Genomic DNA, 12615 nt, shown 5'->3' with positions numbered 1-12615 from the left:
CCTTTCTCTCCCCCTCTGTCACGAAGGACTTCTGTTGGACCTCCACATCGGCATCATCGGCTTCGGCGCGCGCTCCACTCTCCAGGAGGAGGTGCACCGGCCGGGGCACGGCTCCCGCATCACCGCCGTCTGCGACCTCGCCCCGCGCGCCCGCGAGGACGCCAGGGCGCTCGTCCCCGACGCGCTCATCACCGACTCCCTCGACGAGCTGCTCGCATCCGGCGTCGACGCGGTCATGGTGCTGACCCCGGACGACACGCACGCCGCCCTGACCATCCGGGCGCTGGAAGCCGGGGTGCCCGTCTTCTGCGAGAAGCCCCTCGCGATCGATCTCGCCGACGCCGACCGCATGCTGGAGACCGCGCGACGCACCGGCACCCGGCTCTACATCGGTCACAACATGCGGCACATGCCCGTGATCACCCTCATGCGCGGGCTCATCCAGGACGGGCGCATCGGGCAGGTGAAGGCCGTGTGGGTGCGCCACTTCGTGGGGCACGGCGGCGACTTCTACTTCAAGGACTGGCACGCCGACCGGAGCCGCACCACCGGACTCCTCCTGCAGAAGGGGGCGCACGACCTCGACATCATCCACTGGCTGGCCGGCGCGTACACCGAGCAGGTGGCGGCGATGGGCGGCCTGAGCGTCTACGGCGACATCACCGACCGGCGGGACCGCGCGGGGGAGCGGATGCCCGACTGGTTCAGCATGGACAACTGGCCGCCGACCGCGCTCACGGGACTCCACCCCGTCGTCGACGTCGAGGACATCTCGATGGTGAACCTGAGGCTGGAGGGCGGGATCTTCGCGTCCTACCAGCAGTGCCACTTCACCCCGGACTACTGGCGGAACTACACCGTGATCGGCACCGAGGGGCGCATCGAGAACTTCGGCGACGTGGCCGGCAGCGAGGTGAGGCTGTGGAACCGTCGGCATGCCGGGGCGGCCGACGCGGACGAGGTGTTCATCGTGCCCGAGGTGCCCGACGCCGGACACGACGGTGCCGACGCGCTGCTCGTGGCCGAGTTCCTCCGGTTCGTGCGGCACGGTGGTCTCACGGCGACCTCTCCCGTCGCGGCGCGGGAGGCCGTGGCCGCCGGGATCCTCGCGACCGCGTCCCTCCGGGGCGACGGCTCCGCGATCTCCGTCCCTCCGCTCGACCCCGAGCTCGTCGCCTACTTCGAGCGCGGCCAGACCCCCTCCTCCACCCCCTCCTCCTCCGCCGCCTGACCCACCGGCAGGGGAGTGCAATAGGGCACCCGAACCGCGTCTCCCAGGCACGTTTCTGATCCCGCAGCGAGGGGGAGGGGGAGAGGGGTGGGGCTCTCAGGGAGTTCACACCGGAGCGAATGTACAAACGTACATGTACGGATGTCCAGGGGGTGAGCGATGGCGGAGAGCGCGCGTCGGCGGCGTGATCCCGAAGCGCGCCGTCGGGAGATCGTCACGGCTGCCGCCGAGCTCATCATCGAGGTCGGGGCCGACGCCATCACGCACCGCATGGTCGCCGCCCGCGCCGGAGTGCCGCTCGGGGCGACCACCCAGTACTTCGACACCCTCGACGACCTGCGCAGCGCCGCCTTCCGTGCCCTCGCGGACGAGATCGAATGCCGGCTCGACGGGGTGCGGCAGACCCTCGCCGACCGCGGAGCCGGGGCCGACGTCATCGCCGCGCTCGTCCACGACAGCATCCACGACGGACACGCCGTGCAGGCGGATCGAGCGGTGGTCACGGCGGCCGTCCACGATCCGCGTCTGCGCGAGCTCGCGCGCCACCTGTCCGACCGCCTCGTTGACCTCCTGGAGCCGACCTATGGCGCCGACCGGGCCCGAGCGGCGATGATCTTCATCGACGGCGTCATGTGGAGCACGCAGATCCGCGACGTCGATCTCGAACAGTCCTTCCTCGAATCCGCACTGGCGCGGATCCTCGGAGAACCTCTCTCCCTCCCATCCGCAGCGACCGCCACCCCCTGACACCGAGGACCACGCCTTGTCGAAACTCGCCATCCTCAGCCTGAAGAACCGCGCCCTCATCGCGCTCGTGACGATCGTCGCCGCGGTGTTCGGCGGGCTCGCGCTGACCAACCTCAAGCAGGAGCTCATCCCGTCGCTCGAGCTGCCGGCACTCGTGGTCATGACCACGTACCCCGGCGCCTCGCCCGAGGTGGTCGAGAACGACGTCTCGACGCCGATCGAGTCGGCCATCCAGGGGGTTCCCGACCTGGAGTCGACCACCGCGACGAGCACGACCAATGCGTCCATCGTGCAGGCGATGTTCTCGTACGGCACGAACCTCGCGACCGCGGAGCAGAAGATCCAGCAGGCGATCAACCGCATCTCCTCGCAGCTGCCGGAGGACGTCACGCCGCAGGTGCTCTCGGTCTCGATCGACGACTTCCCGGTGATCCAGGTGGCGGTCACCGGCTTCGACGACGCGGACAACGCCCAGGCGCAGCTCGAGAGCGTCGCGATCCCCGACCTCGAGGACGTCGACGGGGTGAACGCGGCCGAGATCGTCGGCGGCGTCGGACAGCGCATCACCATCACCCCCGACCTCGCGAAGCTCGCCGCCGCCGGACAGAGCAGCGAGGCGATCAGCACGGCACTCCAGCAGAACGGCACCCTGTTCCCCGGCGGCGAGATCACCGAGGATGACGAGACCCTCACGGTGCAGACCGGAGCGAAGATCACCTCGGTCGACGAGATCGCCGCCCTGCCGCTCGTCGGCACCGCGGTCACCATCGGCGACGTCGCGACGGTGGAGCAGGTGTCCGACCCGGTGACCTCGATCTCCCGCGTCGACGGCGAGGACGCCCTGTCGATCTCCATCACGAAGCTCCCCGCCGCCAACACGGTCGAGGTGTCGCAGGGGGTCATCGCGGCCCTCGACGAGATCGGGGAGGCGCTTCCGGACGCGGAGTTCACGGTCGTGTTCGACCAGGCGCCGTTCATCGTGCAGTCCATCGACACCCTCGCCACGGAGGGTCTGCTCGGTCTCGTGATGGCCGTGCTCGTGATCCTCGTGTTCCTGATGTCGGTGCGCTCGACCCTGGTCACCGCGATCTCGATCCCGACCTCGGTCCTCATCACCTTCATCGGGCTGCAGGCGTTCGGCTACTCCCTCAACGTGCTGACCCTCGGGGCGCTCACGATCGCGATCGGCCGCGTGGTCGACGACTCGATCGTGGTGATCGAGAACATCAAGCGCCACTACGTGGGCGACGCGGACAAGGGCGACGCGATCCGTCTCGCCGTGCGCGAGGTCGCCGCCGCCATCACCGCCTCGACCATCACGACGGTGGCGGTGTTCCTGCCGATCGTGTTCGTGGGCGACATGGTGGGCGAGCTGTTCCGTCCGTTCGCGATGACCGTCACGATCGCCATGGTCGCGTCGCTCTTCGTGGCGCTGACGATCGTCCCGGTGCTCGCGTACTGGTTCCTCAAGCCCGGCAAGCCGCTCCTCGACGACCAGGGGAACGCGATCGACCCGGAGGACCCGGCCGCCCCGCCGACGCGGCTGCAGCGCGGCTACCGGCCCATCCTCGGCTGGACGCTGAAGCACTCGGGCATCACGGTCGCGCTCGCGGTGGTGGTCCTCGCCGGGACCCTCGCCGCCGCCCCGCTGATGAAGGTGAACTTCCTCAGCGACTCCGGTCAGAACACCATGACCGTGACGCAGGACCTCGGGCCGACCGCGAGCCTGCAGGCGAAGTCCGACGCCGCCGTCCCCGTCGAGGAGGCGCTCCTCGACATCGACGGCATCGAGCACGTGCAGGCCTCCATCGGGTCGAGCGGCTCCACGCTGCGCGACGCGTTCTCCGGCGGTGCGGGCATCACGTACTCCGTGCTCACCGACGGCGACGCCGACCAGGAGAAGCTGCGCGCCGAGGTGCAGGACGCGATCGAGGGCCTCGGCGACGAGGTCGGCGAGGTCGCCGTCGCGGCGTCCGCCGGCTTCGGCTCCAGCGACATCGAGATCACCGTGTCGGCCGCGAGCGGCGACGACCTCGCCACCGCGACCTCCGCCGTGGTGGACGAGCTCGACGGCCGCGAGGGCATCGGGCAGGTGACCGACAACCTCGCCGAGGCGCTGCCATACATCGCCGTGGTCGTGGATCGCGAGGCCGCCGCCCAGGTCGGGCTGTCCGAGGTCGCCGTCGGATCGATCGTGTCGAACACGATGCGTCCCCAGCAGATCGGCTCGGTCGAGATCGACGACACCGCGCTGACCGTGTACCTCGTCAACCCGGAGCCGCCGACGACCGTCGACGCCCTCCAGCAGCTCGCGATCCCCACCGCGGCGGGCATCGTGCCGCTGGAGGACATCGCGACCGTGGAGCAGCGCAACGGTCCGACCTCGATCACCACCGAGCAGGGACGGCGCACCGCGACCGTCACCGTGCCGCCCGCATCGGACAACCTCGCGGTCGCCACCCAGTCGGTCACCGAGGCGCTCGCCGCCGCGGACCTGCCGGACGGCGCCTCGGCCGAGGTCGGCGGCGTCGCCTCGCAGCAGGCCGACTCGTTCGCGCAGCTCGGCCTGGCGATGCTCGCCGCGATCCTCATCGTGTACGTGGTGATGGTGGCGACGTTCAAGTCGCTGCGTCAGCCGCTGCTGCTGCTGATCTCGGTGCCGTTCGCGGCGACCGGCGCCATCCTGCTGCAGATCATCACGGGCGTACCGCTCGGCGTGGCATCGCTGATCGGCGTGCTGATGCTCATCGGCATCGTGGTGACGAACGCGATCGTGCTCGTCGACCTCGTGAACCAGTACCGGGAGAAGGGACTGTCGACCGCGGAGGCGGTGATGGCGGGAGGGGAGAAGCGTCTGCGCCCGATCCTCATGACCGCGCTCGCCACCATCCTCGCCCTCACCCCGATGGCGCTCGGGATCACCGGGCACGGCGGCTTCATCTCGCAGCCGCTGGCGATCGTGGTGATCGGCGGGCTCGTCTCCTCCACCGTGCTGACGCTCATCGTGCTGCCGACCCTGTACAACCTCGTCGAGGGGGCGCGGGAGCGCCGTCGCGCGCGGAAGGGCGAGCCGCACGACGATGGCGCCCCGGTCCCCGTGCACACGGACGGCACGCCGGTCAGCCGGCGCGAGCTGCGCGAGAACCACGGCGAGTAGTCGCGCGTCCGCAACGCGGAGAAAGGGCCCCGGTCCCGTCGAGGAGACGAGGATCGGGGCCCTTCCGCGTGTGTTCTCCGGACCGGTGGACCGCGGTCAGGCGAAGGAGAGGCCCCACTCCACGGTCCAGGTCTCGCCCGGGGCCAGGCGTCTCAGGCCGCGGCCGCTGTTGAGGGCATCAGCCGGGGCGGTCATCGGCTCGATCGCGACGGCGAGCGGCGTACCGGGATAGTTCGTGGCCGTGTACACCTGCACGAAGTCGAAGCCCTCGCCCTGCCAGAGCGTGACGGTCCGGCCGTCGGGGGCGGTGAGGGTGTGCCGCACCCGGCCGTCCGGGTCGCGGTCGAGGTCGGTGAACCCGGTGTCGAGCGAGACGTCGCCGACGCGGATGCCCTCGCGCAGCTCGGGATCGGCGGGACGGGTGCCGATCGGGAGCATGCGGTCATCCGTCTCGAAGGCGGTGCGGGCGGGCACCCGGAGGACGAGGTCGTGCGGGTCGACATCGCCGATCGTGGGGAACGGGTGAGTGCCGACCGCGACGGGCGCGGGGGAGTCGGACCAGTTGGTGAGCGTGTGCGTGACCTCGATGCCGTCCGCGGTGAGGACATACGCGACGGACGTCTCGATCAGGTACGGGTAGCCGGTCTGCGGGAAGACGGTCGCCCGCAGCGTCGCGGCGCCCTCCGTCTGCTCGATGGCGTACGCCGTGAAGCGCAGCAGGCCGTGACTGGCGTTGTCCGTCTTCGGCTCGGTGATCGCGAGCTGGCGCACGGTGCCCTCGTCGTCCCAGCGGCCGTCGCGCACCCGGTTGGGCCAGGGGGTCAGCACGACGCCCGAGCACGACGGCGTCGGGATGTCGAGCGGATACGGGGAGATGAGATCGACCTCGCCGATCCGGAGGGCACGGAGAGAGGCGCCGACCTGGGCGATCTGCGCGGTCACGTCGCCGAGACGGAGATGGACCTGGGTGCCGGTGGGAGAGACGGAGTTCACCTCGACATCGTAGTGCCGCAGGCCGCCGGAGTGCGGGGGTCTCCCAGGGATGCCGGGTAGACTGAGACGGTCGGCTTCGGACACCCGCGCAGGGCGCGGACGTTTTTCAGTGTGTGAAGTGTGAGTCCAGGGGCCGATGGTGCGCGTCGATCGACGCGAATCAACCATCACAGGAATGGCCCCGGCCGCAGATCGTCCGGACTCCGCTGGATCGGAGTGCTCGCGCGTGCGCGCAGCGCTGTTCTCGTGCGAGAACGCAAGAAGGACACCCGAATGCCCAAGAACAAGAAGCCCCGCGGCGGTCGCGCCGCCGCGAACTTCGAGCCGCGCTACGGCGCCAAGAAGACCTCGTTCCACGACCGCCACCGTCCGGCCGGCGGTCGGGACACGGCTCGCGACGAGCGTCCCGCACGCGACGACCGCGAGGGTCGCGCGACCGGCGGGTACGACCGTCGCCCCGGGAGCCGCAGCCCCGGGCACCGCGGCTACCGCCCGGAGGAGGCCGAGTCCGGTGCTCCGAAGCGCCGCTGGAGCTCCCAGGAGCGCGCCGGTCGCGACGAGGCCCGCAGCATCCGCAACCGTGCGGAGTCCGGGCGTCGCGAGGCCCCGCACCGCCGCGACGACCGCGCCGGTGGCGGCCGGTTCGACGACCGCGCCGAGCGTCCGCGGTACAACGACCGGTCCGGCGCTGGACGGTTCGACGACCGTCCGCGGCGCGACGACCGCGGCGGCTCGCAGCGACAGGGGTTCCGCGACGGCGACCACCGCGACGGCGGACGCCCGCGCTTCGACGACCGCCGGAACGAGCGTCCGCGCTTCGACCGCGACGACCGTCCGCGGCGGGACGACCGCGGCGGCGATCGCACCCGCGGCGGTGAGCAGGGGACCGAGCGTTCGTACGACGCCGCCCGTGCGCGCCGCGCGTTCGACCGCGACCGCACGCAGCGCTCCTTCGAGGGCGGGCGCGAGCGGCCGTCGACCGGAGGGGCCTACCGCACCGAGCGGCCGCGTCGGGACGAGCGCCCTCGTCGCGACGAGCGTCCGACCCGGAGCGACTGGAACGCGAAGCCGAAGGCGGCCTTCGAGCAGGCCGATGACGTCGTCCACGAGCGCCTCGAGGCACAGGCCGTGCAGGCCGTCGAGGTCGAGGGCGTCACGTTCGCCGACCTCGGCCTGGGCTCCAACATCACCGAGACCCTGAACAACATGGGCGCCGCGACGCCGTTCCCGATCCAGGCGGCGAGCATTCCCGCCGTCCTCGAGGGGCGCGACGTGCTCGCCCGCGGACGCACGGGCTCCGGCAAGACCATCGCCTTCGGGGCACCGCTCGTCGAGCGGGTGCTGCAGTCGCAGGCGGGCAAGCGTCGTGAGTTCGGACGGGCGCCGCGCGCGATCATCCTCGCCCCGACGCGCGAGCTCGCGCTGCAGATCGACCGGACCATCCAGCCGATCGCCCGCAGCGTCGGCCTCTTCACGACGCAGATCTACGGCGGTGTGCCGCAGGGCCGCCAGGTGGGCGCGCTGAAGAAGGGCGTCGACATCGTCATCGGCACTCCCGGCCGTATCGAGGACCTGATGAACCAGGGCAAGCTCGACCTGTCCGACTGCCGGATCGCGGTGCTCGACGAGGCCGACCACATGTGCGAGCTCGGATTCGTCGAGCCCGTGCAGCGCATCCTCCGCCGCACGGCCGAGGGCAGCCAGAAGCTCCTGTTCTCCGCGACGCTCGACCGCGAGGTCGCGGCGCTGGTGGACGAGTTCCTCGTCGACCCCGCCGTGTTCGAGGTCGCCGGCGAGGACCAGGGCTCCAGCACCATCGAGCACCGGGTGCTCGTCATCGAGCACCGCGACAAGGCGGACATCCTCACGTCGCTCGTCGACCGCGAGGGCAAGACGCTCGTCTTCGCCCGTACTCGCGCCTACGCCGAGATGCTGGCTGACCAGTTCGACGACGCGGGAATCCCGGCCGTCTCGCTGCACGGCGATCTCAACCAGGCCAAGCGCACGCGCAACCTGGAGAAGCTGACCTCGGGTCGGGTGAACGTCCTCGTGGCCACCGACGTCGCGCGCGCGGCATCCACGTCGACGACATCGACCTCGTGGTCCAGGCCGACGCGCCGGACGAGTACAAGACGTACCTGCACCGCTCCGGTCGCACGGGTCGCGCGGGGCGCTCGGGCCGGGTCGTCACGCTCATCACTCGGCAGCGCCAGCGCCGGATGACCGAGCTGCTCGGTCGCGCCGAGATCGAGGCCCCGTTCGAGCAGGCCCGCCTGGACGACGACGTGATCGAGGAGATCGCCGGCCGCGTGCCATCCGCCGCCGAGCTCACCTCCTGACCCGTTCGGGATCAGAAAGGCCCCGGAGACTTCGGTCTCCGGGGCCTTTTCGCACTCCGCACCGGCCGGGTCAGGGGAGGGTGTGCTCGTGGAGGGGCGTCATCAGGGACGTACCGTTGAGGTCGAGGTAGAGGACGCCCTCGGTGACCGTGAGGGTCAGGGTGTTGCGGCGGGCGAGGTGGGGCGTGGCGGTGTCGACGAAGCCGGGATCGAAGCTGTAGACCCGGATGTCCTCGGCCCGGTGGATGCGCTTGTCGGCCCACGGCGCCATGACCTTGGCGGGATCGCGGTGCGTGTAGACCACCGTCCGGTCCGCGAGGCGGGTGGCATGATGCAGCCGTGCGGCATCGGGAGCGCCCACCTCGATCCAGACGGTGACCCGCCCCGTGAGGTCGCGCACGAGCACGGCGGGCTCCTCCGTGTCGGAGACGCTGCCGCCGAAGGCGATGCCCTCCGCGAACTCGAGTCCGTACGCGAGCACCCGGGTGAGCATGTACGCGTCGGTCTCGGAGGGATGCCGGGCGGCGCGGAGCGAGACGTCCTCGTAGACCCCGCGATCGGTGTCGGCCAGCTGCATCTCGAACGTGTGGACTGTCGAACCGATCGCCATGATCCTCGAGCCTACGTGGAGCAGCACCCCCTCCGTGACCGACTCAGAACAGCATCGGCTGGGGAGGAGGGGCCGCGGCAGCGCGGCCGCTCGGGGTGAACATCACCGGCCCGGCCGCCGGGGTCTCCGTCTGCACGTGGCCTTGGCCCGGGCGGAACCCGCGCCGCGGATAGTCGTCTTCGTGCCGGCCGTCGAGTCCGTGCATCCGGATGAGGGGACGAGCGCGCTTGGCGAGCCACTGCCGATACGGCTTCGGCGCCTCGACGGACGCTCCGGGATAGAGCCCCCGGTACGACGACACGAGGTCGGGACGGTTCTCGCCGAGCCACTGGAAGAACCACGGCTTGACGCCCGGACGCAGGTGCAGGGCTCCGTAGATCACGCTCCGCGCTCCGGCGGCCTTGATGCGGCGCAGGGCGTCGTCGATCGCGGCGAGGGAGTCGGTGAGGTGCGGCATGATCGGCATGAGGAACACCGTGACCGGGAACCCGGCGTCGGCAAGGGCGCGCACCGTGTCGAGGCGGGCCTGCGTGGTCGGAGCGCCGGGCTCGATCGCTTTCTGCAGCGCGTCGTCGTACATCGCGATCGACATCTGCACGTCGACCGGCACGCGCTGCGCCGCCTTCTTCAGCAGCGGGATGTCGCGGCGGATCAGCGTGCCCTTCGTGAGGATCGACATCGGGGTGCCCGACGCCGCGAGCGCCTCGATGATGCCGGGCATGAGGGCGTAGCGCCCCTCGGCCCGCTGGTACGGGTCGGTGTTCGTGCCGAGGGCGACCGTCTCGTGCTGCCAGCTCCCGCGGCGCAGCTCCCGTTCGAGCACCTCGACGACGTTGACCTTGACGACGATCTGGGTGTCGAAGTCGGCACCGCCGTCGAGGTCGAGGTACTCGTGCGTGCCTCGTGCGAAGCAGTACGTGCAGGCATGGGAGCAGCCGCGGTAGGGGTTGATCGTCCAGGCGAAGGGCATGCGCGACGCCCCGGGGACGTGGTTGAGAGCGGACTTCGACAGCACCTCGTGGAACGTCATCCCGGCGAACTCCGGCGTCGTCACCGTGCGCAGGACGCTGGACCGGTTCTCGAGACCGGGCAGCGCCGCCTCGTCGCTGTCCGCGAGCTTCTGTCCCTGCCACCGCATCGTCCTAGTCGAACAAAGAACCGAATCGAAGTCAAGCGAGTATGGCATCAATGTTCGAATGGAAGAATGGGGCCATGCCCTCCTCGCCGTACGCTCAGCATGCGGCGCCGCGCTCCCCGATCTTCGGCCCCGCCCTCCCGGTCGGGCTGGCGGTGACCGCGGTGGGCGTGCTGCTGTCCCTCACCGGGGCGGCCGCGACCCCTGTCGCCTCGGAGGACATGCCGCGGCCGGTCGCGGTGATGCAGGTGCCGACCGTGGAGAACGCGGCGACGCCCGCGGCGGACCCCTGTGCCGACCCCGGGGTGCAGGAGGCGATCGCGGCGGGGGATGACGCCGCCACCATCGCGGGGTTCGGCGGCGGAGCGCGCTTCCGTCAGGCGGTGGTCGCCGGGAACGCGCCCTGCGTCTCGCTCAGCGATCCCGCCCGGATCTGGGTCGTGGTGAACAAGGGCCGTCCGCTCGATCCGGCCGCCTACGAGCCCGCGGAACTGGGCCAGGTGCCCCTGCAGATGACGACGCCGTCGGGCCGCGTGCGCGCGGAGGTCGCCGACGCGGTCGGGCGCATGGCGGAGGCCGCCGCGGCCGCGGGGGTCGGCCGCATCGGCGCGAACAACGGCTACCGGTCCTACGGGCTCCAGGTCGCGACCTACGGGGCCCACGTGCGGGACCAGGGGCAGGCCGACGCGGACGCCGGCTCGGCGCGGCCGGGTCATAGCGAGCATCAGACCGGTCTCGCCCTCGACGTGGTGGCCTGCGATGCCGAATGCGGCGGTCTCGACGGCTTCGGGGCGACGCGGCAGAGCGAGTGGGTGGCCGCGCACGCCTGGGAGTACGGGTTCATCGTGCGCTACGAGCAGGTCGGCACCGCCGTCACCGGGTACGCGCCGGAGCCCTGGCACCTGCGTTACGTCGGAACGGAGCTCGCGGCGGCGTATCACGAGGGCGGCTTCCACACCCTCGAGGAGTTCTTCGGCCTGCCCGCCGCTCCCGACTACGAGCACTGATGGGGGCGTCCGCGGTGGCGCTCGGTGTGCTCTGAGGCTTTCCACAAAGGCGGTACCCAGTCCCACTCGGGATGGGATGCATTCTCACAATCGCCTGTCCTGCCCCGTGTCCCCGCCGTAGACTCGCCGGAGCAACGACGCACGACACGTTCGGGAGGACGGCATGGAACGCGACATCTACGAAGAGGATCACGAGGCATTCCGCGACCTCGTCAAGGATTTCGTCAAGCGCCACGTCACGCACGAGGCGATCGAGAAGTGGGACGCCGCCGGCGAGGTGGACCGCGCCACGATGCGCGCCGCGGGTGAGGCCGGCATCATCGGGCTCTCCGTGCCCGAGGAGTTCGGCGGCGCCGGGATGCTGCAGGACTACCGCTTCCGCGCGATCGTGAACGAAGAGGTCATCGCAGCCGGAGCGGGTTCGCTCGCCGGCGCCTTCGGCATCCAGGACGACCTGGCCGTCCCGTACCTCGTGCACATGGGCACGCAGGAGCAGAAGGAGAAATGGCTGCCCCGCATGGCCACCGGCGAGGTCGTCGGCGCGCTCGCCATGACTGAGCCCGGGGCTGGCTCCGACCTCCGCGGCATCAAGACCACCGCCAAGAAGGTCGACGGCGGCTACCTCGTCAACGGCGCCAAGACGTTCATCTCGTCCGGTGCGACCGCCGACCTCGTCGTGACCTTCGTCAAGACGGGCGAGGGCAACCGGCCCGACGCGTTCAGCCTCGTCCTCATCGAGAAGGGCATGGAGGGGTTCGACAACGGCAAGAAGCTCTCGAAGATGGGCTTCCACGGTCACGACACCGCCGAGCTGTCGTTCAGCGACGTGTTCGTGCCCGAGGAGAACCTCATCGGCGGCGTCGAGGGCAAGGGCTTCATCCAGCTCATGATGAACCTCCCGCTCGAGCGCCTCTCGATCGGCGTGGCCGGAGCCGCCGCCGCACAGGCCGCGCTCGACTGGACCGTCGCCTACACGAAGGACCGCGAGGCCTTCGGGGAGCGCATCATCGACTTCCAGAACAGCCGCTTCACCATCGCCGACATGTCCGCCACGGTCGACGCGCTGTGGGCCTTCATCGACCGCGCGCTCCTGGCGTACAAGGACGGCAGGCTCTCGGCCGAAGAGGCCGCGAAGGTCAAGTTCTGGGCCACCGAGCGCGAGTGGGAGGTGCTCGACGCCGGGGTCCAGCTCCACGGCGGCTACGGCTACATCACCGAGTACCCGATCGCCCGCGCCTTCCTCGACGCCCGTGTGCACCGCATCTACGGCGGCACGAACGAGATCATGCGCGAGATCGTCGGGCGTCAGATCGCCGGCAAGCGCTGACGTCCCCGGGCACAGCTTCGGAGATCCCGGACGACACGCCGGGGCGGCCTCGTCCGCCCCGGCGTGTCG

8 protein-coding genes and 1 pseudogene are annotated in these 12615 nt (G+C 70.7%); 6 read left to right on the top strand and 3 right to left on the bottom strand.

All coding sequences use genetic code 11. The features are described from left to right. Positions 1–34 precede the first annotated feature (34 nt). From AC2W7E_RS14080 to AC2W7E_RS14070, 3 genes are all read left to right on the top strand, one after another. Complete coding sequence (locus AC2W7E_RS14080) at positions 35–1231, top strand: Gfo/Idh/MocA family protein (RefSeq protein WP_197462162.1); 1197 nt, start codon at positions 35–37, stop codon at positions 1229–1231. Between the two features lie 159 nt (positions 1232–1390). Beyond that, the gene (locus tag AC2W7E_RS14075) at positions 1391–1978 is read left to right on the top strand and encodes a TetR/AcrR family transcriptional regulator (protein WP_303709754.1); all 588 of its coding nucleotides are present in this window, start codon (positions 1391–1393) and stop codon (positions 1976–1978) included. 16 nt (positions 1979–1994) lie between these two features. Continuing rightward, positions 1995–5135 (top strand): efflux RND transporter permease subunit, encoded by a 3141-nt coding sequence (locus AC2W7E_RS14070; protein ID WP_485989359.1) that lies wholly within the window; start codon positions 1995–1997, stop codon positions 5133–5135. A 96-nt stretch (positions 5136–5231) separates the two neighbouring features. On the opposite strand, the gene AC2W7E_RS14065 is transcribed toward AC2W7E_RS14070, so the two are convergent. After that, entirely contained in the window at positions 5232–6128 is an 897-nt protein-coding gene (locus tag AC2W7E_RS14065; RefSeq protein WP_025104688.1) for an aldose 1-epimerase family protein, read from the bottom strand. A 273-nt stretch (positions 6129–6401) separates the two neighbouring features. On the opposite strand from AC2W7E_RS14065, the pseudogene AC2W7E_RS14060 reads away from it, so the two are divergent. Next, positions 6402–8467 (top strand): annotated as a pseudogene (locus AC2W7E_RS14060) (DEAD/DEAH box helicase). Positions 8468–8537: 70 nt separating this feature from the next. Here the strand turns inward: AC2W7E_RS14060 and AC2W7E_RS14055 are convergent. Then, positions 8538–9077, bottom strand: a complete 540-nt coding sequence (locus AC2W7E_RS14055) for a YaeQ family protein (RefSeq protein WP_378869343.1) — start codon at positions 9075–9077, stop codon at positions 8538–8540. A 43-nt stretch (positions 9078–9120) separates the two neighbouring features. Continuing rightward, entirely contained in the window at positions 9121–10215 is a 1095-nt protein-coding gene (locus AC2W7E_RS14050; RefSeq protein WP_378869346.1) for an Rv2578c family radical SAM protein, read from the bottom strand. A gap of 74 nt (positions 10216–10289) precedes the next feature. On the opposite strand from AC2W7E_RS14050, the gene AC2W7E_RS14045 reads away from it, so the two are divergent. Together AC2W7E_RS14045 and AC2W7E_RS14040 are read left to right on the top strand one after the other, a co-directional pair. Next, the gene (locus AC2W7E_RS14045) at positions 10290–11219 is read left to right on the top strand and encodes a M15 family metallopeptidase (RefSeq protein WP_378869349.1); all 930 of its coding nucleotides are present in this window, start codon (positions 10290–10292) and stop codon (positions 11217–11219) included. Between the two features lie 163 nt (positions 11220–11382). Beyond that, complete coding sequence (locus AC2W7E_RS14040) at positions 11383–12546, top strand: acyl-CoA dehydrogenase family protein (RefSeq protein ID WP_025104683.1); 1164 nt, start codon at positions 11383–11385, stop codon at positions 12544–12546. The last annotated feature ends 69 nt before the right edge of the window (positions 12547–12615 follow it).

The organism is Microbacterium sp. CFSPD4_SD4 (assembly GCF_057364585.1).
This window is presented reverse-complemented; position numbering and strand designations above follow the sequence as displayed.

Bases quoted from the DNA above. Each gene is read 5' to 3' on its own strand.
- AC2W7E_RS14075 (WP_303709754.1), top strand. From the start codon at position 1,391: ATGGCGGAGAGCGCGCGTCGGCGGCGTGATCCCGAAGCGCGCCGTCGG.
- AC2W7E_RS14055 (WP_378869343.1), bottom strand. From the start codon at position 9,077: ATGGCGATCGGTTCGACAGTCCACACGTTCGAGATGCAGCTGGCCGAC.
- AC2W7E_RS14050 (WP_378869346.1), bottom strand. From the start codon at position 10,215: ATGCGGTGGCAGGGACAGAAGCTCGCGGACAGCGACGAGGCGGCGCTG.
- AC2W7E_RS14045 (WP_378869349.1), top strand. From the start codon at position 10,290: ATGCCCTCCTCGCCGTACGCTCAGCATGCGGCGCCGCGCTCCCCGATC.
- AC2W7E_RS14040 (WP_025104683.1), top strand. From the start codon at position 11,383: ATGGAACGCGACATCTACGAAGAGGATCACGAGGCATTCCGCGACCTC.